Genomic DNA, 21271 nt, shown 5'->3' on the forward strand with positions numbered 1-21271 from the left:
CTGATTTTTTGTGAAAGGGGCCGCCCCGTCAGGGATGGGCCGGCCAGGGACAGGAAATGGGATCGAGGGGCGCCAGTGGCAGCCTTACTTGATCTTTTCTTCCTTGAAGGCCACGTGTTTGCGGACCACGGGATCATACTTGCGCATTTCGAACTTTTCCGTCGAATTGCGCGGATTTTTCTTCGTCACATAGAAGAAGCCCGTGTCAGCCGTGCTGACCATTTTCACAAGAATTGTGGCCGGTTTTGCCATGGTGCGAAGTTCCGCTTTGGTTTTCTGTCAGGTCGAAGGCGCGAAACATACAGGGCCGGACGCGCAAGTCAAGGGGCACGGCGAAACCGGCGCGTTGCGGCCTATTCCAGGGCCGCCGCATCGGCCCGCGCGGTTGTCGACGTATAGGTCAGGGCACGGGTGTAAAGGGTGCGGTCTTCGATGATTCGCCGCGCCACGTCGCGGTCTTTGGTGTCGTCATGGCGTTCCGGCGGGCAGGTATCGCGCAGCCGCGTGCGTTCCGCTTCGCCCAGCGGTCCGCCGCGCCGCCAATGCGCCAGGATATCGGCCTGATAATGCTCGCCGCCGATGCCGGCCAGGATCGGATCCTTGGCCTTGGCGTCCTCGGGAATTTCCGCCAGGGACGACGTGCACACGATGGGGTGTACGCCCAGGCCGTGCAGGGTATAGCCGGTCGGTGTGATCAGCTTCGACCAGGTGATGGTCAATTCGCCGTCGTTGGGCAGGCGGATCACCGTCTGCACGCTGCCCTTGCCGTAGGACGAAGTGCCGACGACCACGGCGCGCCCGCGATCCTGCAGGGCGGCGGCGGTGATTTCCGCGGCCGAGGCTGACTTCCCGTCGATCAGGATGACCAGGGGCAGGCCGTTCAGGATGTCGTCGCCGTCGGCGTTGTAGTGATGGACGCTGTCCGGATGGCGGCCCCGCGTGGTGATGATATGGCCCTGGGTCAGGAACAGGTTGGCCAGTTTGACCGATTGCCGCAGCAGCCCGCCCGGGTTGCCGCGCAGGTCCATGACCATACCCTTGAGCGGGACCTTGGTCTCGGCCTTGGCGGTCAGGACGGCCTTCTTTACGGAGGCTGCGGTCTTCTGGTTAAAGCTCTCGACCGCCGTGTAGATGATCCCGTCCTTGACCATGTGACTGACCGTGACCGGCACGATGTGGGCGCGGACCAAGTCGAGGGACCAGCCGTCGGGCCGGCCTGATCGGGCCAAACGCAGGCGCACGGCGGTGTCGATGGGACCGCGCAGCAGCCGCACGACCTTGCGCGCCGACAGGCCCTTGAGCGGCACGCCGTCGGCCGACACGATGACGTCGCCGACCTTCAGGTCCGCCTCCGCCGCCGGTGTGCCGGGGGTGATGCGGTAGACTTCGGTGATGTCGCCGCGTTGCCGGAAGCGCACGCCGATGCCGCCGAACCCGTCACGCCGGGCGCGGTTGCGTTGTGCCTCCTCGCGCCCGGAATAGCGGGAATAGATGTCCAGTTCCGTAAGCATCCCGTCGAACACGGCTTCGTAGATTTTTTCCGCACTGGCCCGGCGCATTTCCTCGGACCAGCCGCGTGCGGCCAGGGAGGCCCGTGCCGTCAGCATGGCCCAGCCATAGGTGTCATCGCCCTTGGGTAGGGCTTCGCGGATGATTTCGCGGCCGCTGTCGGTCAGGCGGACCTCGTTCTTGCCGGTATCAATGTCGATGGCAATGGCCGGGTCGATGGCGCCCAGGCCGCGCAGCCCTTCCATGCCGATTTCCTGAACCGGCAGGGCTTCCAGGTATTTTTCGGCGATGTTCTCGTATCCCGCCGCGATGACCTCGGCCGCCGCCGGCATGGAAAAACCACTGTCCTTGGCGGCAGTGTCCCGGGGCGTTGGCGTTGCCGCGCAAGCGGCGAGCAGAAGCGCCGCCGAAACGGCGGCAAGGCCCGGGGTCAACCGGATTCCGGGAATGAAGGAACCCATGCGGATCATAGTTACGGATTGTCTGCGATTTTCAAGCCGCCGTCATTATGAAAACTTTGCGGTGTCCGAGGTCAGCCGCGCGCGGACTTGCCGGGTTTCTTGCCGCGGCCCTTCTTGGATTTGTCTTTGCCGCCGCTGCGTCCGCTTTTTTTCCGCCCGCCGCCGGTCGGCCGCGCACCGGGAGTGAACCGCCCGCGGGCACTGCCGCCACCACTTCGTCCGCCACCGTCCATCAGTTCGAAGATCATGCCGCCGGTCAGCGGCCGGGCCTCGACCAGGCGGACCTCGACGGCTTCGCCCAGGACATAGGTCTTGCCGTTGGAACGCCCGCGCAGGCGGTGATGGGCCTCGTCGTGGATGTAATAGTCGTCGGGCAGGGAGCGGATCGGGATCAGCCCGTCGGCGCCCGTGTCGCTGAGGGTGATGAACAGGCCGAAGCGGGTAACGCCATTGATGCGGCCGATGAACGTCGCCCCCACCCGGTCCGAGAGAAACTGGGTGGTGAAGCGATCGACCGACGCACGTTCGGCCGCCGCCGCCCGCCGTTCCGTGAACGACAGATGCTGGCCCATCTCGGCGAAGTCCTTGTGGTCCGTCTCGAGGGCGCCGTCGCCCATCCGGCCGCCGCGGATCAGGGCGCGGTGGACCAGCAAATCCGAATAGCGTCGGATCGGCGAGGTGAAATGGCAGTATCGGCGCAGCGCCAGCCCGAAATGGCCGATGTTGTCGGGCGAATATTCGGCCTGGGCCTGGGACCGCAGGACCAGTTCCTGGACCATGCGCTCGAACGGCCCGCCCTTGGCCTTGGTCAAAATCTGATTGAAGATGCTGGACTGCATGACCTGGCCCTTGGCGATCTTCAGTCCGATGGTTTCCAGGGCATCCGACAGGCCCGCGACCTTGGTCGGGCTGGGCTGGTCGTGAATGCGGTACATGCAGGGAAGGCTTTTCTTTTCAAGGGCTTCCGCGGCCGCCACGTTGGCGGTGATCATGAATTCCTCGATCAGCCGGTGACTGTCGAAACGTTCGCGCAGGGCGATTTCGGCGACGTTGCCGCGGTCGTTGATAATCACCTTGCGTTCGGGCAGGTCGAGGTCGAGCACGCCGCGTGCCCGGCGGTTGCGCGACAGGGCTTCATAAGCTCCGTACAGCGGTGCAATCACGTCCTTGGCCAAGACGTCCGTTACGTCGTCGGGCCGGCCGTCCTGGGCCGCCTGGACCTGCTCATAGGTCAGGCGCGCGGCGGACCGCATCATGGCGCGCTCGAACCGGTGGCGCGTCAGGTTGCCGTCGCCGTCGATCCACAGGTGGGCGGCCAGGCAGGGGCGGTCCTCCTTGGGCTTCAGCGAACACCAGCCGTTGGACAGTTCCTCCGGCAGCATGGGTACCACGCGGTCCGGGAAATAGACGCTGTTGCCCCGGTCGTAAGCGCTGCGGTCCAGCGCGTCGCCGGGCCGCACGTACCAGGACACGTCGGCGATGGCGACGATCAGATGCCAGCCGCCGGGATGATCCGGGTCCGGTTCGGCGAACACGGCGTCATCAAAATCACGGGCATCGGCACCGTCGATGGTGACCAACGGCAGGCCGCGCAGATCGACGCGGTCGCCTAGCGGCGCCGGTCCGGCGGCCTTGGCCTGGTCAAGGGCTTCGGCGGGAAATTCGCTTGGCAGTTCGTGTTCGTGGATGGAAATCAGGCTGATCGACTTGGGGTCGTCCATGGCGCCCAGAACGTCGGTCACCTTGGCTTTGCGCAGCCCCAGGTCCTTGCCGGGCAGGGCGGCGGCGCGCACCAGGTCGCCCGCCTTGGCGCCGCCCGATTGTCCCGCCGGGACCACATAGTCCTGTTTGGCGCGGCGGTCGGTGCTTTCGATGCGGCCTTCACCGCCGACTTCCCGGTAAACCCCCATGATTGCCGAAGGGGCCGACGGCAGGCGGCGGATGGTGCGGCCCTGATAGACGCCGCGCCCCGTGCGCTCCAGGCGCGCCAGAACGCGGTCGCCGGTGCCCAATGCGGGTTGCCCCTTGCGCTCCGCTGCCATGTAGATGGCCGGCGGCGGGCCGGCGGCGTCTTCATCCCAGGTTTCCGGGCGGGCCATCAATTCGCCCTCGGCGTCGATGCCGGTGATGTGCAGGACCGTGACCTCGGGCAGGGTGCCCGGCTCGGCAAACCGTTTGCTGCGTCCGCGCTGCAGGGCGCCGTCGCGTTCCAGGTCCTTCAGGATTTCGCGCAGCATGACCTTGCCCTCGGCCCCCAGCTTGAAGGCACGCGCGATCTCGCGCTTGCCGACGCGTTTGGGGCTCGACTGGATGAATTCCAGGATTTCCTCCCGCGTCGGGAAGGGCCGGTTTGATTTCGGGGGTTTGGCCACGGCGGGCGGCTCCGATCAGGCGTCGCTGGCGGACGGCGGCGCATCGCCGTCGGCCGGCGTCTTCTTCGCTGCTTTCTTCTTTGCGGCTGTTTTTTTGGCAGCGGGCTTTTTCTTCGCTGCGGCCTTCTTCTTTGGCGCGGCTTTCTTGGCCGCGGTCTTCTTCGCGGCCGGGGCCGCTTTGCCCGATTTGGCGGCAATCAGCTCCAGGGCCTTTTCCAGGGTCACGGAATCCTTGTCCATGTCCTTGGGCAGGGACGCCATGACCTTGCCGTGCTGGACGAAGGGCCCCCAGCGTCCGGCCTTCTGAACCACCGGCTTGCCATCGGTGGGATGCTTGCCCAATTCCTTGGGCGGGTCCTTGCGTGGCTTGTCGGCGAACAGCACGACCGCACGGTTCAGGCCCACGGTCAGAACGTCATCGTCACCCTTCAGCGACACATAGGTTCCGCCCATTTTCAGGAACGGGCCGAAACGGCCGAGCCCGGCGGTGATCATGTCGCCGGTTTCCGGGTGCAGACCGACCTCGCGCGGTAGGGCAAGCAGGCCCAGCGCCATCTCAAGGTCAATGGTCGCCGCACTGACGCCCTTGGGCAGGGATGCGCGCTTGGGCTTGGGGCCGCCTTCTTCGGCATCGCCCAGTTGCACATAGGCGCCGTAAGGCCCCTTGCGCACGGTAATCGGCAGGCCGGTTTCGGGATCGTTGCCGAGCAGGCGGGGGAAGATTTCCGCTGCCGCTTCCGCGCCGTCGCCGTTCTCGCCGTTCGGCACGGCCAGGGCCTGGGTATGTTTGCATTCGGGATAATTCGAGCAGCCGATGAAGGCGCCGAACTTGCCCAGTTTCAGGCCCATGCGGCCATCTGCGCAGACCGGACACTTGCGCGGGTCGCGACCGTCTTCGCCCATGGGGAAGAAATGCGGGCCGAGGAGTTCGTCAAGCGTGTCCAGAACCTCGCGCACGCGGAGTTCCTTGGTGCCGTCGACGGCCTTGGAGAACGCTTCCCAGAAATCGCGCAGCACCTGTTTCCATTCGCGCCGGCCGCCGGAAATATCGTCGAGCCGTTCTTCGAGCTCGGCCGTGAAGCCGTATTCCACGTAGCGTTCAAAGAAACTGGAGAGGAAGGCGGTGACCAGTCGGCCGCGGTCCTCGGGCATGAAGCGGCGGCTTTCCAACTTCACGTAATTGCGGTCCTGCAGGACCGAGATGATCGAGGCATAGGTCGACGGGCGGCCGATGCCCAGTTCTTCCAGGCGCTTGACCAGACTGGCTTCGGTATAGCGCGGCGGCGGCTGGGTGAAGTGCTGATCGGCGTCCACTTCCTGGCGGGCCAGGTGTTGGCCTTTCTTGACGTCGGGCAGGATGCGCAGCTTGTCGTCATCGTCGCTGTCGGCAGAGGCGTCCTCGTCCTTGCCTTCCTGATAGACCTTGAGGAAACCGTCAAAGGCGATGACCGATCCGGTCGCGCGCAGGGCGGCGGAGCCGTCGGCGGCGGCAATGTCGACGGCGACCTGGTCGAGCACCGCATTTTCCATCTGGCTGGCAACCGTGCGCTTCCAGATCAGGTCGTAAAGCTTGCGCTGATCGTCGTCCAGGTACTGGGCGACGTCCTCGGGCCGGCGGGACACGTCCGTCGGGCGGACCGCCTCGTGGGCTTCCTGCGCGTTCTTGGCTTTGGTCTTATAAATACGTGGCTCACCCGGCAGATAGGGTGCGCCATAAGATCCCCTGATCAGGTCGCGGCAGGCGTTGATGGCCTCGTTGGCCATGTTCACGCCGTCGGTTCGCATATAGGTGATCAGGCCGACCGTCTCGCCGCCGATGTTGACGCCTTCGTAAAGGCGCTGGGCAACCTGCATGGTGCGCTTGGCGCCGAAGTACAGCTTGCGTGCGGCTTCCTGTTGCAGGGTCGACGTGGTAAACGGCGGCGCCGGATTGCGCCGCGATTGCTTGCGCTGAACGTTGGCGACGGAAAAGGTGCCGGCTTCGACGGTTTTCTTGGCGCGCTCGGCCTCGGCCTGCGATCCCAGGTCCATCTTGGCCAGCTTCTGCCCGTTCAGATGGGTCAGTTGCGCCGCGATCTTGTGCCCGCCTTCGGCGGCGAAGGTCGCCTTGATGGACCAGAATTCCTGGCGCCGGAAGATTTCGATTTCGGCTTCGCGCTCGCAGATCAGGCGCAACGCGACGGACTGCACGCGGCCGGCCGACCGCGATCCCGGCAGCTTGCGCCACAACACCGGCGACAGGGTGAAGCCGACAAGATAGTCGAGTGCGCGGCGCGCCAGATAGGCGTCGACCAGTTCACGGTCCAATTCGCGCGGATGATCGAACGCCGCCTTGACCGCGTCCTTGGTGATTTCGTTAAACACGACGCGCTTTACCTCGACGTCCTTGAGCGCGTTGTTCTTGTTCAGGACTTCGCGGACGTGCCAGGAAATGGCCTCGCCTTCGCGGTCGGGGTCGGTCGCGAGATACAGTTTGTCGGCACCTTTGACGGCACTGGCGATCGCCTTGATGTGCTTTTCCGACCGGGCGTCGATTTCCCAGTCCATCTCGAAGTCGGCGTCCGGGCGTACGGATCCGTCCTTCGACGGCAGGTCACGGATATGGCCATAGCTGGCCAGCACGGTGTAACCGGGGCCCAGGTATTTGTTGATCGTTTTCGCCTTGGCCGGGCTTTCAACGACGACGACGTCGGTCATGCGAGACTTGCCTTTTCTCGGCCGGCCTTCGGGGCCGCTGCCCGGGCCGGCTAGTGGTCCATGAGCAGCGAAACTTTGCTGCCGGGGTGCCTCTCTAACCGTCCTGCCAGTTCAAGTTCAAGCAAAACCGTAGACACCACGGCCTGGGAGAATTGGCAAACGCGGAGCAGTTCGTCAACAGTCGTCGGTGTCGGGCCCAGGGCGGCAATGATCTCATTGCGTGCTGAAATGGTCGCCTCGACGCTTATCGAATCATTAGTAATATATTGATTATCAATGATAATTTTAGGGTTTCCCGGAGCGCGGGCATCGGCCAGAACGGCAAATACGTCTTCTGCGCTTTCCGTCAAGGTTGCCCCTTCGCGAATCAAATGATTGGTCCCGCGAGCCCTTGGGTCCATTGCTGCGCCCGGCACGGCGAACACTTCGCGCCCTTGTTCAAGGGCCATGCGGGCGGTAATCAGGGAACCCGACCGGGGGCTTGCCTCGACCACCACGACGCCGCGCGCCATGCCGGAGATGATCCGGTTACGGCGGGGAAAATGCCGGGCCTGGGGTTGGGTGCCGGGTGCGACCTCAGACAACAGAACGCCGGCCTCGGCGATACGGTCGTAGAGGTCACGGTTCTCGGCCGGGTAGACGGTATCAATCCCGCCGCCCAGTACCGCCGCCGTGCCGGTTGCCAGCGCCCCGTCGTGGGCGGCGGCGTCGATCCCCCGGGCCAGGCCCGAGACGACCATCAGCCCACCGTCCCCCAGGTCGGCGGCCAATTTCTTCGCGAAACGCCGGCCGTTGGTGGAAGCATTGCGGGCACCAACGACACCGATGGTTTTCTTGGTGAGAAGATTCTGCCGGCCGCGCGCATAGATGACCGGCGGCGGATCGTGGATATGGGCGAGAAGCGGCGGGTAGGTGGGCTCCCCCCAGGCGAGAAGCGTCGCCCCGATGCGTTGCGCATCTTCCAGTTCGCGCGATGCCGCCGCCGCCGTGGCGATGCGGATGGTGCCGGCGCGCCCGCCCCGGCGGGCAAGGTCGGGCAGGGCGTCGAGTGCCCGCTGCGCCGTGCCGAAACGTTCCAGCAAATTGAAGAAGGTGCCCGGCCCGACGTTGGCCGAGCGAATCAGGCGCAACCAGGCGATGCGTTCATCGTCGGGAAGGGTTCGCTGGCGGTGATGGGCCAACCTGTCCGGCATGTCTGGGCTCTCCCAGGGCGAATGTCTGTGAAAAGATTACCCGAGGAGATTTATCTATAAAAGGGAAAGATATGTGTTTATGAACCCGTTTTGGTTGTGCATCCCAATATCCAGGCCGGCACCAACGCCGTCGAAAATACGATGGCCGAGACGATGAAGGCATCCTGGAATCCAAGTGTCGTCGCCTGGGCGTGAATGACCTTGGACAGGAAGTTGAGCGCACCGGCCGTTTGCTGGGCATCGGGCAGGCCGCTTTCGCCGAGCACGCGGCCGACCTTTTCGATGAATTCCCGGCTGAGCGGGTTACCCGATGTCTGGGTCGCCGCCATGGCGTCGGCATGGAACGCAGTGCGCTGTTCGATGATGACGACGAACACCAGGGTGCCGAACGCGCCGCCCAATTGGCGGATGAAGTTATAGGTCGCGGCACCTGAATTGATCTTGTGCTCGGGCACGGCGCGGATCGCCGCCGCCCCCATGGCGGGCATGACCAGGCCGATGGCCAGGCGCGACAGCACGGTGAAGAGCGCCATGACGAGGAACGCCGTGTTGACATCGGATTTGGCGATGAACCAGGCGGCTACGACGAAGATCAGCACGCCGGCCGAGATCGGATAACGCGGCGACACGTGGTCGTTCAGGCGTCCGGCCAAGGGGGTGATCATGAATAGGAATATGCCCGCCGGGACCAGCACCATGCCCGCCGCCGTGGCGGTGAAGCCCTGGACCTGTTGGGTGAACACAGGGATGGCGTAGTTGGTGGCGAAGTTGCCGGCGCCGAACAGAAAGGCAATGACCATGGCCGACGCGAAAGCCGGGTTCTTAAACAGGCTGACGTCAAGCATCGGGTTTTTCGAATGGGTCTGATGCCACAGAAAGGCGATCCCCACCGCCGTCCCGCCGATCAGGAGGGCCAGGGTCTCATTGGAATGCCAGCCCCAGCGCTGGCCGTTGGCAAGGCCGCTCATGACGGTGAAGCAGGCGGTGACGACAAGCGCCAGGCCGGTCCAGTCAAAGGGCGGTTTGGGGCCTTTTTTCCGTTCCTGCGGCATGAAGCTGAGCCCCAGCAGAAAGGCGAGGAAGGCCAGGGGCATGGGCACGATGAAGATATGCCGCCAGGTCAGGGCGTCCAGGATGGCGCCCCCGACCACGGGCCCGAAACTGGGGGCCAGGGTCACGCCGACCGAATACATGCTGACGGCGAATCCGCGCCTTTCAAAGGGGAACACGGAAATGATGGTCGAGAGCACCAGGGGTTGAACAATGCCGGCGGAAATCCCCTGCATGACCCGCCCGACGATCAGGGTGCCCATGTTGGGCGCCATGGTGCAAACGACGGCGCCCGCGGCGAACAGCACCAGGGTCATGGTATAGGCGTTGCGCTGCCCCAGATGGGCAACGACCCACACACTCATGAGCTGGCTCGCCACCATCGTCGTGATGAAGGCGGTGGACGCCCATTGCGCGACCGTCTGGTCGATCCCATAGGCCCCCATGATCGAGGGCACGGCGACGTTGACGACCGTCGCCGACAAGATCATCGAAACTGCCCCCAACAGGCCCGATAAGGTTACCGACCAGCGGCGAAATTCGCTGATGGAATGGGGGTCGATGGGCGAGACGGCGGGGTTACTGGTCAACGTCGATCTTTATTTCGACCATCATCCCGGGGCGCAACAGGCGTTCTTGCTGGTCGATGGCGATACGGACCGGCAGGCGCTGGGTGATCTTGGTGAAGTTGCCGCTGGGGTTCGGGCTGGGCAGTAGGGCGAATTCCGCCGTGGTGGCGTTCCCGATGACCTCAACCTTGCCGGTGAATTCGCGGTCCGGATAGGCATCGACGGAAACCTGAACGACGTCGCCGACTTTGGTTTTGCGAATATCCGTTTCCTTGATGTTGGCATCGATCCAGATCACCTCCGGATCATGGATCAAGGCCAGACGTTGGCCGGGTGTGACGTATTCGCCGACTTCGACAAAGGTCTTGTCGACGACACCGTTGATGGCGCTGCGGATCGTGCGGTCGGAATGGTCCAGGCGCTGTTCGTCCAATTTCGCCTGTAATTCCTGTTCGCGGTGGATATACACGGCAACGGCGCTGTCCAGCACGCGTAGGCGTTCACGTTCGGCCTCGACTTCGGACAGTTTGGCCTCGGCCGAGTGAAGGTCGGCAACGGCGATGCGATGTTCGCGTTCGATCTTCTTCAATTCCGTTTCGGCCTGATCCAGTTGGCGGCGGGATACGACGCGCGTCTTGAACAGGGATTTGGACCGTTCGTGTTCACGTTTGGCCAGTTCAAGCTGCGGTTCAAGGGAAGACACGGTCACCTGGGCGCCGACCAGACGGGCCTGCTCGGACTTCAATTTCGAGGCGGTTTCCTTATCGACCAGGCGCTTTTCCGCCAGCGTGCGCTCTTTCTCCGCGCGCAGGCTGGCGATCTGGGCTTCCAGTTCACGGGCCTTGAGCGCTGATTCGCGGGAATCGATGGTCATCAGGACCGTTCCCGGCTTGATGTCATCGCCTTCCGTGACGCTGATCGACGTGACCCATCCGGCAACACGGGACGACACGGTGATCAGGTCACCGCCGATGCGGGCATCGACTTCATGAATGTTGGTGACGCGGTCGTGAATTTCCACGCCACCGAAAATGGAGCCGACCACGCCGATGACGAGCGCGATCGCGAGGCGGCGCTTCCGAGATTTCAGGCGAGCGGCTTCTTCGGCAATTTTTTCGTTAGTTGACGCAGTTGCGTCCGACCTCGGATCGATATCCGTGGTGTCCGGCATGGATTTTTCCTCTACTCATCGGCGACGGTTCTTAATTAACACGTATTGTATACAATTAGCAGTAATTGGAAAGTAGGCCATTCGCCATGGACCGCTGGCCAATGTGCTCAAGTTTACATCAGGCAGGGGGCGTGAAGTCGGCTGTTTCCGTCACGGCCGGGGTGCGCGGATGGACGTTCCGGGTTTACCTGGGGGTGTTGACCCTGAGCGACAAGACAGTGGCAGTTGATTGAACTCATTGACCGTATATTTAAAATAAAACAATATAAAAAATTATAATTACTTTAATTTAAATTAGTTTATTGAAAAAATATGATGCAAGAATTTAAATAAATATAACATTTAAAATATATCTGTATTAAATTATATTTGAAAAATATACAGCGTTTTATCTAAAGTTAATTTCCTGCGCCGGCTGGCGCCTGACGGCGCAGTTAATTTTCATCCCATTGAATTGTGTTTGCGGTCGGCATGCCGGCGGAAGCGCTGAATTTCAATCGATCTACAGGAGCAATGTATGACACTGCCGAAAATGACGAGCCCCTTTTTGCTTGGTGCGGGCACGGGCGCATTCGTCCTTGCCGTCCTGGCCTTCAGCAATAATTGGGTGGTCAGCGCGAGCACGAATCAGAGCGAGGTGCAGGATGCCCGGATCAATGCGCAGGCTTCCATTTGCGCCGCCCGCGCCGTCGATCATATGAAGAAGATGGCGAAGGCGCCGGACCTGCAGGGCTATCAATCAGAAGCCCGCGCGGTGCGTGAAGGTCTTGCGAAGGATTTCGCAACCGCCCTGCCGGGCACAAGCGAGCCGGAATCCGGCGTGGTTTCCGCCTGCGCGCAGATGCTGAACAGGGACCTCTAACGCAATTCAGTACTAGGTGGCGTGTCCGTCGGGTCGGATTTTTGGCCGATCTTGCTTTCCTGGCCGGTGATCAGTCGCTGGATGTTCGCCCGGTGTCGGATGACCGCCAGGATAGCCAAGCCGCCCGCCATCCAGGCCATGGGCATGCCGTCGATCCAATAGGCATAGGCCGGGGCCGCGACCAGGGCGCCCAAGGCGGCCAGGGATGAATAGCGGAAGACGCCGGCGACCAGCAGCCAGGTCGCGCAGGCTGCCAGCCCGACCATGATATTCACCGCCAGCAGCACGCCGAGCGTGGTCGCCACGCCCTTGCCGCCCTTGAAGCGGAGCCAGATCGGGAAATTGTGCCCGACGACGCCGGCGAACCCGGCGATCATGCCGGCCTCAGCACCCCATAGATGGGCCGCCGCAAGTGCCGCCGCCGCCCCCTTGCCGCAATCACAGATCAGCGTGGCGAAGGCCAAGCCCTTGCGCCCGGTGCGCAATACGTTGGTCGCCCCGATATTGCCCGAGCCCATGGTCCGGATGTCGCCCAGGCCCGCCATGCGCGTGAAGACCAGGCCGAAGGGCACCGACCCCAGCAGATAGCCGCCGAGGGCGGCCAGGGCGAATGCGAGATTGCTGTCCAGTCCGCCGGCCATGGGTCAGGCTCCGTGGGTGTGGACGGTGCGACCGTCGATCACGGTGCGCAGGACCATGCCCTGTACGGGCCGCCCGTCGAACGGGGAATTCTTTGATTTGGAGAGCAGCACGTCGGAGGAAACCTTCCAACTGCGGTCGGGATCGAACAACACCAGGTCGGCGGGGGCGCCGGGTTTCAGGCGGCCGGCATCCATCGCCATGAGCGCGGCCGGTGCCCGGGTCACCAGGTCGAGCGCTTGGAGCAGGGACAGGTGGCCGTTGTGGTAGAGCTCCAGCGTCATCGGCAGCAGGGTTTGCAGGCCGACGCCGCCCGATGCGGCCTGGGCGAAGGGCAGGCGCTTGGATTCCTCGTCCTGCGGCGTGTGGTCGGATGCGACGCAGTCGATGACCCCGTCGCTGATTGCCTGCACGATGGCCTGGCGGTCGTCCTCGTCGCGCAGCGGCGGGGTCAATTTGGCAAAGGTGCGGTAGTCGCCGATGGCATGTTCGTTGAGCGAGAAATAGGGCGGGGCCGTGTCACATGTGACGGCCAGGCCCCGGTCCTTGGCGCGGCGAATAACCTCGACGCTTTCCGCCGTCGACACGTTGACGAAATGCAGGCGCCCGCCGGTCATCTCGACCAGACGGATGTCGCGTTCGATGATGATGATTTCGGCCTCGCGGGGGATGCCGGCAAGACCCAGGCGGGTTGAGTTTTCGCCCAGGTTCATCACGCCGCCCTCGGCAAGCGACGGTTCCTCCGCTTGGTGGCAGATCACCAGGCCGAAGGTCGCGGCATAGGCGAGGGCCTGACGTAGAACCAGGGGGTCGGCGATCGTCCGGACGCCGTCGGTGAAGGCAAGCGCGCCGGAATCCCTGAGCAGCTTCAGTTCGGCGAGTTCCTTGCCGGCCAGTTGTTTGGTCACGGCGCCATAGGGGTAGACCTTGGTCAGCCCCAGTTGGCGGGCCCGGCGGGCGACGAATTCGACCACCGACATGTCGTCGATGCAGGGATTGGTGTCGGGAAGGCAGAGCAGCGAGGTGACCCCGCCCGCCGTCGCCGCGCGCCCGGCGCTGGCCAGGGTTTCCTTCTGCTCTTCGCCCGGTTCGCCCAGATGGGCGCGGATATCGACCAGCCCCGGCGGCAGGCAGGCGCCTTGGCAATCAATGATCTTGGCGTCCTCGGGGGGGCCCGCGTCGAACAGCCCCGGCCCGGCGGCGGCGATCTTTTCGCCGTCGGTCAGCACGCCGCCGGTCCCGTCCCAGCCTTCGGCCGGGTCCAGGATGCGCGCGTTGACATAGGCCACGCGGCCGAGGGGTTCGTCGAGTTTTACCGCCATATCTTAGGTTCGGGTTCCGTCACAAGTTGGTTTCGGCGAGGGGTTCCAGATTGTGGGCCAGAATCTCCAGCGCGGCCATGCGTACGGCAACGCCCATTTCGACCTGTTCGCGGATGACCGAACGATAGAAGTCGTCGGCCACTTCCGAATCGATCTCGACCCCCCGGTTCATGGGGCCCGGATGCATGATCAGCGCATCGGGCTTAGCATGAGCCAGCATTTCGTAGTCGAGCCCGAAATAGGTGAAATATTCCCGTACCGAAGGGAAATAATTGGATTTCATGCGCTCTTGCTGGAGGCGCAGCATCATCACGATGTCGCAGTCCTTCAGACCCTCGGCCATGTCGTGGAAGACTTCCACGCCGAGGCGTTCGGCAGCGTAAGGGATCAACGTCTTGGGCGCGATCAGGCGCACCCTGGCACCCATGGTCGTCAGCAGGTGAATGTTCGAACGCGCGACCCGGGAATGCAGGATGTCGCCGCAGATGGCGACTTGCAGCCCGGCCAGGCGGCCGAGCCTGCGGCGGATGGTCAGGGCATCCAGAAGGGCCTGCGTGGGATGTTCGTGGCTGCCGTCACCGGCATTGATGACCGCGCAGTTGACCTTTTCCGACAGCAGCTTGACCGCGCCGGAATCAGCGTGCCGGACGACCAGCACGTCCGGGTGCATGGCGTTCAGGGTCATCGCCGTATCGACCAGGGTTTCGCCCTTTTTAATCGAGCTTCCCGAGATCGACATATTAATAACGTCGCCGCCCAGCCGTTTGCCCGCCAGTTCGAACGACGTGCGGGTTCGGGTTGAGGCTTCGAAGAAAAGGTTGATGACCGTGCGTCCGCGCAGCACCGACCTTTTCTTGTCAGGTTGGCGGTTTTGTTCGACGTAGGTCTCGGAGCGGTCCAATAGGAAAGTGATTTCCGCCGGTGTCAAACCCTCGATACCAAGCAAATGGCGATGGGGGAAATCTGTCGTTGCCGTGTCGCCGGAAATCATGGTGCCGGAATATAGGCTGGAGTGTCCGGCGGGTCACGAAAAATTGCGGGCCCTGAAGGCCGGCGGTCGATGGCGGCATGATTGGCGGCCTGATCGGCGGGGGTGAGCGAATAAACACAAGGGTTTTTGCCGTGTCCTCCCGGAATTCGATCACAGGCCCGGGGACGGGCCAAATCGACATGGCCGCGGTTCTGGACCGCCTGCATGTCGGCGTCGCGGTTTTCGATTCGGATGACAGCCTGATTTTCGCCAACGACGCCTGCCGTGACCTGTTTCGGCAGATTGCGGAAAATTTCACGCCGGGCCCTAAGGGCCCTCGGTCACCGGGCGTCCAGCGCCCCTTGTAATATATAAGCCGCCGCCAGCTTATCGACGACCTGCCCGCGTCGGGCGCGGGTCATGTCCACGTCATCGACCAGCATGCGTTCGACCGCCACGGTCGACAGCCGTTCATCCCAGAAGGCGATGGGCAGGTCACGCTTTTCCAGCAGATTGGCGGCGAATTGGCGGGTCGACTGACAACGCGGCCCTTCGGTCCCATCCATGCTGATTGGCAATCCGATGACCAGGGCCCGGACATCCTCGGCGTCGATGGCGGCAAGCAGGGCCTGGGCATCGGCCGTGAACTTGGTGCGCCGGATCGTGTCGTAGGGGGTTGCGATCGTGCGCATGACATCCGACAGGGCAAGACCGATTGTCTTCGAGCCCAGGTCGAGCCCCATGACGCGGCCGTGCTGGTCCAGGGCCGTTTTCAATTCCGTCAGTGTCATGACCGCCATGGCATTGTCCTTACGATATCCACCGCAGATCCATCCGCCCCGCCGGAAAACCCGGCGCGGGAAAAGTTAGGTGGTGCTAACTTGTTGATAGAGGTAACATATATCCTCTTCTGAGGGGCACTAGTTTACTTCGGCGCGGGGGCCCCGCGGGCTGATGAGGGCGGTTCGGCGATGTATGGGGCATTGCATTTTGTCACTCCAATTTTGCGGGGCGGGGGTTGCACGCCGTCTGCCGGTCACCGTGCCTTTTGTTTGTGCATTGCCGGGGGGCTGGTTGTTTTTGCCGCCTTCGGGGCTGCTGCTCAGGACAAATCGGAAAAGACCTTTCTTGGGCAAACCGTGACGCCGCTTGCGGGCACCTATGTGGTGACCAAGGACCTGAACGTGCGGGGCGAACCCGACACCAACGGCAAGAAGGTCGGCAGTTTCCGCGAAGGCGACCGCGTGAAGGTGGTCGCCAAGGCCAAGGGAAGTTGGCTGGCCGTGCGTGCCGACGGCAAGGATCTGGGCTTTGTTTATAGTCCGGTTCTGATGCCTTTGATCGATGCCGTGATTAACGAGCCTTTGACGGGCACGGCGACGATCACCGGGGGAAGCTGTGCCTATCGCGTGGTGTTCGAAGGCGAAAGCCCCATCGAGGGCCAGTTGTTCAATTCCGTCGATTATCGCGCGATGCTCGAATGCCGCCGCGACGGAAAATCCTATGCCTTCGAAATGCCGCTGTTCATCACCGAAGGCCCGTATAACGGCGGCGTCAAGTCGGTCCACCAGATCGGCATGGACGTTCTGGAACTGGCGCAGGAATACGAACGGGTGTTCTCAACCAACCTTTTATATGACGCGGAAAAAGGCGAAGTGCGCCTCGACACCGTCAGCGTCGACAAGTACCTGGCCGCCGGCAAGAAAACGCCGATGCCGGCGAAGGACGTATCGTCGGCTCTGGCCGCCGCTCTCACGCTCGCAGTCCAGTCCTGGTCGCAGGCATTCTGGACCGACTTCGCCAAGGCTCTGCGGGGCTCCGGCGGATAACCTTCGGCCGGGCGTTTCTCACTGATCTACCTCTCAATAGCGTGACTTATTTGCATCGGTCGGGGGCGGGAGCGTTACCTGTCTTATTGCTTGTTTTGTCGCCCGTTTGGGGTGGGCGATCATTTTTGTCCGAATTTTCAGCGTTGAGCGAAACTTCGGGTAAAAATCATCGAATTTGGGTTCTAAAATTGCATAAAAAATAGGCATAAATATTGCGATGCTTTTATTTTGCTCAAAATGATGTGCTATAATTGCAACAATTGGCCTTGAAATTAGCCTTAACTAATTGATTTATATCAATAAAATAATTTGTACGCATCTGGCATCCAATTTGCTACCACCAAGCACAGTGGGGTGTACGCCTCGGGTAAACTGTGAAAAAGGATCAAGAAAATGGCATCTGTGGTGCGGCTTTTTAGTGCCCTCGGTTTTGTGGCGGTGGTGGGTGCGTCCCTCCCGGCGCAGGCCGAAGATATGAAATTCCCCGGTACCTTCTCGGCCAACGCTGGCATCGTTACCGAATATCGCTTCCGCGGTCTGGATCAATCGTCCCAGAAGCCGGCCATTCAGGGCGGTATCGATTGGTCGATGGACACGGGCATTGCTGACACGTCCGTTTATCTCGGCACGTGGGGTTCCAACGTTGACTTCGGCGACAGCGACAAGGCCAGCGCCGAAATCGATTACTACGGCGGCATTTCCGGCTCCGCCGCCAACATCGGTTGGGATGTGGGCTTTATCTACTACTCCTATCCGGGCGCGTCGGATGACGTGAACTACGACCTGTGGGAAGCGACCCTGGGTCTGAGCTACGACATCATGGACGGCCTGTCGATCGGCGGCAATTACGCCTATTCGCCGGACTTCTTCGGCGGCAGCGGCACCGGTCACTGGTTCGCCGCCAACGTGTCCTATGCGGTGCCGATCAAGGTGCTTGCCGGGATCACGCTGGATGCTTCCGTCGGCCGTCAGTTGATTGAAAAGAACGCCACCTTCGCGCAGCCCGACTACACCACGTGGTCGATCGGTGCGTCGCTGGGCATCACGGAAAATGTCTCGCTTGGTGTGCAGTACATCGATACCTCGATCAGCAACAGCCGCCTGGCGGAAGACGTCGTCATCGGTTCGTTGACCGCGTCCTTCTAAGGACGACCGGTTGATCGTCTGAAATCGGCCGACACGGGGGTCGCCCCGTCGTACAGGCCGGTTGAGAAAAGGCCGCAAGCCCCCCCTGCCGGATGATCGTCCGGCAGGGGGACTTGCGTCTTTTTTTGCCTGAATGCCTTCGGCTGCGGCGTGGCGGCGCTTGCCGCCCGGGGATGTCGATGGTAATTTCCGCGCCCGCAGCCGGGCCCTCGAAATGCCCTGCACACCGACCGCCTTTCAAGTCTGGATCCGCCATGTCTCTAGATAAAAACGACGTCCGCAGGGTCGCCTTTCTGGCCCGGATCAAGGTCGACGAGGCCGACCTGGAACCCGTCGCCCAGGACCTGAACAACATCATCGGCTGGGTCGAGCAATTGGCCGAGGTCGATACGGACGGAGTCGCGCCGATGACCGGCGCCACCGGCATGGTTATGACGCGGCGCGACGACGTGGTGACCGACGGGGGTGACCCGGAAAAGGTCTTAAGCAACGCGCCGGACCGGGTGGGTGATTTCTACACCGTGCCCAAGGTGGTCGACTAATGTCCAAGCTGAACGAATTGAGCATCGCCCAGGCCGCCGACGGCCTGGATAAGGGCGAATTTTCCGCCGTCGATCTGGCCGAGGCCTCGCTGGCCGCGGCCGAGGCGGCCAAAGGTCTGAACGCCTTCATTACCCTGACACCCGAGGTTGCGCGGGACCGTGCCGCGGCGTCGGACGCCAGGCGCGCCAAGGGCGGCGCCCTGGGGGCGCTCGACGGTGTGCCCGTCGCGGTCAAGGATCTGTTCTGCACCGAAGGGGTGCCGACCACGGCGGCATCGCACATTCTGGACGGTTTCGTGCCGACCTATGAATCGACCGTCGGCCGCAACTTGATCGACGCCGGTGCCGTGATGATCGGCAAGACCAACCTGGACGAATTCGCCATGGGCTCGTCCAACATGACCAGCTACTACGGCCCGGTGAAGAACCCGTGGACCGGCCCCGGCGGCGAAGACCTGGTGCCCGGCGGCTCGTCCGGGGGCCCGGCCACGGCGGTCGCGGCGCGCATTTGCCCCGGCTCATTGGGCACGGACACGGGTGGTTCGATCCGACAGCCGGCATCGCTGTGTGGCATCGTCGGCATGAAGCCGACCTATGGCCGCTGCTCGCGTTGGGGCATCGTCGCTTTTGCTTCCTCACTCGATCAGGCCGGCCCCTTCGCCCGCACGGTGGAGGACGCGGCCATCCTGCTGGGCGCCATGGCAGGCCATGACCCCAAGGATTCGACCTCGGCCCCCCACGATGTCCCCGATTTCCGGGCGGCGGTTCAAGGCGGGGTCAAGGGCCTCAAGGTCGGCATTCCCCGCGAATACACCATGGACGGCATGCCGTCGGAAATTCAGACCCTGTGGGACCGGGGGGCGGACTGGCTCAAGTCCCAGGGGGCGGAGATCAAAGAAGTCTCTCTGCCGCATACCAAATACGCCCTGCCGGCCTATTACATCGTCGCCCCGGCCGAGGCGTCCTCGAACCTCGCACGCTATGACGGCGTGCGCTACGGGCTGCGGGTTGATGGCGATACGCTCGACGACATGTACGCCAACACCCGTGGCGAAGGCTTCGGCGCGGAAGTCCGCCGCCGCGTGCTGATCGGCACCTACGTGCTGTCGGCGGGCTATTACGATGCCTATTACGTGAAGGCGCAGAAGGTCCGCACCCGCATTCTGGAGGATTTCACCAAGGCCTTTGAGGACGTGGACGTGCTGCTGACGCCCACGGCGCCCAATGCGGCCTTTGCCATCGGCGCCAAGATGGACGACCCCATCGCCATGTATTTGAACGACGTGTTCACCGTGCCCGCCAACCTGGCCGGCCTGCCCGGCATCAGCGTGCCGGCAGGGCTGGACAAGGACGGCCTGCCGCTCGGCCTGCAGCTGGTCGGCCGCCCCTTCGACGAGGAAACGGTGCTGCGCGCGGCAAAGGCGATCGAGGATGCGGCCGGGTTCGACGCGCTGCCGAAATATCTCGGGGGGCAGGGCTGATGAGCTACATCATCCAAGGTGATACAGGTGACTGGGAAGTGGTCATCGGGCTTGAGGTCCATGCCCAGGTGTCGTCCCAGGCCAAGCTGTTTTCGGGCTCGCCCACAGCCTTCGGCGCCGGGCCCAATTCCCAGGTTTCGCTGATCGACGCGGCCATGCCCGGCATGCTGCCGGTGATCAACGGCTATTGCATCGAACAGGCGGTGAAGACGGGCCTGGGCCTGAATGCCAAGATCAACAAGACCAGCGTGTTCGAGCGCAAGAACTACTTCTACGCCGACCTGCCCCAGGGCTATCAGATTTCCCAGTACCTGCACCCGGTGGTGGGAGAGGGCATCGTCACGGTCGATCTGGCCGACGGCACGACCCGCGACATCGGGATCGAGCGCCTGCACATGGAACAGGACGCCGGGAAGTCCATGCACGACCAGGATCCCAAGCGGTCGTTCATCGACCTCAACCGGGCTGGCGTGTGTTTGATGGAGATCGTGACCAAGCCGGATATCCGCAGCCCCGAAGAGGCAGGCGCCTTCGTGCGCAAGCTGCGCTCCATCCTGCGCTACCTCGGGACCTGCGACGGCAACATGGAGCAGGGCTCCATGCGCGCCGACGTCAACGTTTCCGTGCGCAAGGTCGGTGAAGAGGGCTACCGTACGCGGGCCGAGATCAAGAACGTGAACAGCGTGCGTTTCATCATGCAGGCGATCGAGATCGAGGCCGAACGTCAGGTCGACATCCATGAAAGCGGCGGCGAGATCGTTCAGGAAACCCGCCTGATGGATCCGGTGAAGGGCGAAACCCGGTCCATGCGGGCCAAGGAATTCGCCCATGATTACCGCTATTTCCCGGACCCGGACCTTCTGCCGCTCGAACTGACGGATGAGTTCATTGAGGGCCTGCGCAAGACTTTGCCCGAACTGCCCGATGCCAAGAAGCAGCGCTTCATGGATGACATGGGCCTGTCGGCCAAGGACGCATCGGCCCTGGTCGCCGATCGGGAGAGTGCCGAGTATTTCGAGGCCGTGGCCGCCGCAAGCGATCCGAAAAAGGCCGCCAATTGGGTGACGAACGACCTGTTCGGGGCGCTCAACAAGGCCGGTCTTGCCATCGCCGACAGCCCCATTTCGGCGGCCCATCTGAGCAAGCTGCTGGGCCTGATGGACGACGGCACCATTTCCGGCAAGATCGCCAAGGACGTGTTCGAGATCATGTGGGAAACCTCGGGCGATCCGGAACAGATCGTCGAGGACAAGGGCCTCAAGCAGATCACCGACACTGGCGCCATCGAGGCGGCGGTGGATGCCGTCATCGCCGACAACCCGGAACAGGCCGATGAAATCCGCCAGGGCAACGACAAGGCCATCGGCTGGTTCGTCGGCCAGATCATGAAGGCGACCCAAGGCAAGGCGAACCCCCAGCAGGTCAATCAGCTGCTGCGCGAGAAGCTGAAGGGCTGAC

Annotated in this window: 17 protein-coding genes; 6 read left to right on the forward strand and 11 right to left on the reverse strand. The window is 62.8% G+C overall.

Translation table 11 applies throughout. The annotated features are described in order from the left end of the window. Window positions 1-84 precede the first annotated feature (84 nt). The 7 genes from rpmG to KFF05_05360 all read right to left on the reverse strand — a co-directional run bounded on the left by rpmG (window position 85) and on the right by KFF05_05360 (window position 11022). Complete coding sequence (gene rpmG / locus KFF05_05330; GenBank protein UTW52785.1) at window positions 85-252, reverse strand: 50S ribosomal protein L33; 168 nt, start codon at window positions 250-252, stop codon at window positions 85-87. 101 nt (window positions 253-353) lie between these two features. Continuing rightward, window positions 354-1943 carry a PDZ domain-containing protein gene (locus tag KFF05_05335; GenBank protein UTW52786.1) on the reverse strand — a complete coding sequence of 530 codons (1590 nt, stop codon included), beginning with the start codon at window positions 1941-1943 and terminating at the stop codon, window positions 354-356. Between the two features lie 98 nt (window positions 1944-2041). After that, a complete protein-coding gene (gene rnr, locus KFF05_05340; GenBank protein UTW52787.1) occupies window positions 2042-4342 on the reverse strand; it encodes a ribonuclease R in 2301 nt (766 codons plus the stop codon). Window positions 4343-4357: 15 nt separating this feature from the next. Next, window positions 4358-7039: a type I DNA topoisomerase gene (gene topA, locus KFF05_05345; GenBank protein ID UTW52788.1), complete on the reverse strand. Its 2682-nt coding sequence runs from the start codon at window positions 7037-7039 to the stop codon at window positions 4358-4360. A gap of 50 nt (window positions 7040-7089) precedes the next feature. Then, on the reverse strand, window positions 7090-8232 hold the full coding sequence (gene dprA, locus KFF05_05350; GenBank protein ID UTW52789.1) for a DNA-processing protein DprA: 1143 nt from the start codon (window positions 8230-8232) through the stop codon (window positions 7090-7092). Window positions 8233-8309: 77 nt separating this feature from the next. After that, entirely contained in the window at window positions 8310-9872 is a 1563-nt protein-coding gene (locus KFF05_05355) for a DHA2 family efflux MFS transporter permease subunit (GenBank protein ID UTW52790.1), read from the reverse strand. Then, window positions 9862-11022, reverse strand: a complete 1161-nt coding sequence (locus KFF05_05360; protein UTW52791.1) for an HlyD family secretion protein — start codon at window positions 11020-11022, stop codon at window positions 9862-9864. Before KFF05_05360 ends, KFF05_05355 begins: the two co-directional genes overlap by 11 nt. Window positions 11023-11539: 517 nt before the next feature. Here KFF05_05360 and KFF05_05365 point away from each other — a divergent pair. Beyond that, window positions 11540-11884 (forward strand): hypothetical protein, encoded by a 345-nt coding sequence (locus KFF05_05365; GenBank protein ID UTW52792.1) that lies wholly within the window; start codon window positions 11540-11542, stop codon window positions 11882-11884. Here the strand turns inward: KFF05_05365 and plsY are convergent. From plsY to ruvX, 4 genes are all read right to left on the reverse strand, one after another. Next, window positions 11881-12525 (reverse strand): glycerol-3-phosphate 1-O-acyltransferase PlsY, encoded by a 645-nt coding sequence (plsY, locus tag KFF05_05370; GenBank protein UTW52793.1) that lies wholly within the window; start codon window positions 12523-12525, stop codon window positions 11881-11883. The two genes, KFF05_05365 and plsY, sit on opposite strands and share 4 nt — an antisense overlap. A gap of 3 nt (window positions 12526-12528) precedes the next feature. Beyond that, entirely contained in the window at window positions 12529-13845 is a 1317-nt protein-coding gene (gene pyrC / locus KFF05_05375; GenBank protein ID UTW52794.1) for a dihydroorotase, read from the reverse strand. 19 nt (window positions 13846-13864) lie between these two features. Then, window positions 13865-14836: an aspartate carbamoyltransferase catalytic subunit gene (locus KFF05_05380; GenBank protein UTW52795.1), complete on the reverse strand. Its 972-nt coding sequence runs from the start codon at window positions 14834-14836 to the stop codon at window positions 13865-13867. 320 nt (window positions 14837-15156) lie between these two features. Continuing rightward, the gene (ruvX, locus tag KFF05_05385; GenBank protein UTW52796.1) at window positions 15157-15615 is read right to left on the reverse strand and encodes a Holliday junction resolvase RuvX; all 459 of its coding nucleotides are present in this window, start codon (window positions 15613-15615) and stop codon (window positions 15157-15159) included. 339 nt (window positions 15616-15954) lie between these two features. Here ruvX and KFF05_05390 point away from each other — a divergent pair, with 339 nt between their 5' ends. From KFF05_05390 to gatB, 5 genes are all read left to right on the forward strand, one after another. Beyond that, window positions 15955-16644 carry an SH3 domain-containing protein gene (locus KFF05_05390; protein ID UTW52797.1) on the forward strand — a complete coding sequence of 230 codons (690 nt, stop codon included), beginning with the start codon at window positions 15955-15957 and terminating at the stop codon, window positions 16642-16644. Window positions 16645-17037: 393 nt separating this feature from the next. Beyond that, a complete protein-coding gene (locus tag KFF05_05395; GenBank protein ID UTW52798.1) occupies window positions 17038-17790 on the forward strand; it encodes a TorF family putative porin in 753 nt (250 codons plus the stop codon). 254 nt (window positions 17791-18044) lie between these two features. Then, window positions 18045-18332, forward strand: a complete 288-nt coding sequence (gene gatC / locus KFF05_05400) for an Asp-tRNA(Asn)/Glu-tRNA(Gln) amidotransferase subunit GatC (GenBank protein ID UTW52799.1) — start codon at window positions 18045-18047, stop codon at window positions 18330-18332. Continuing rightward, window positions 18332-19813 carry an Asp-tRNA(Asn)/Glu-tRNA(Gln) amidotransferase subunit GatA gene (gene gatA / locus KFF05_05405; protein ID UTW52800.1) on the forward strand — a complete coding sequence of 494 codons (1482 nt, stop codon included), beginning with the start codon at window positions 18332-18334 and terminating at the stop codon, window positions 19811-19813. Before gatC ends, gatA begins: the two co-directional genes overlap by 1 nt. Continuing rightward, window positions 19813-21270 (forward strand): Asp-tRNA(Asn)/Glu-tRNA(Gln) amidotransferase subunit GatB, encoded by a 1458-nt coding sequence (gene gatB, locus KFF05_05410; protein ID UTW52801.1) that lies wholly within the window; start codon window positions 19813-19815, stop codon window positions 21268-21270. Before gatA ends, gatB begins: the two co-directional genes overlap by 1 nt. The last annotated feature ends 1 nt before the right edge of the window (window position 21271 follow it).

It is taken from the genome of bacterium SCSIO 12827 (assembly GCA_024397995.1).
Classification (GTDB): domain Bacteria; phylum Pseudomonadota; class Alphaproteobacteria; order Rhodospirillales; family Casp-alpha2; genus UBA1479.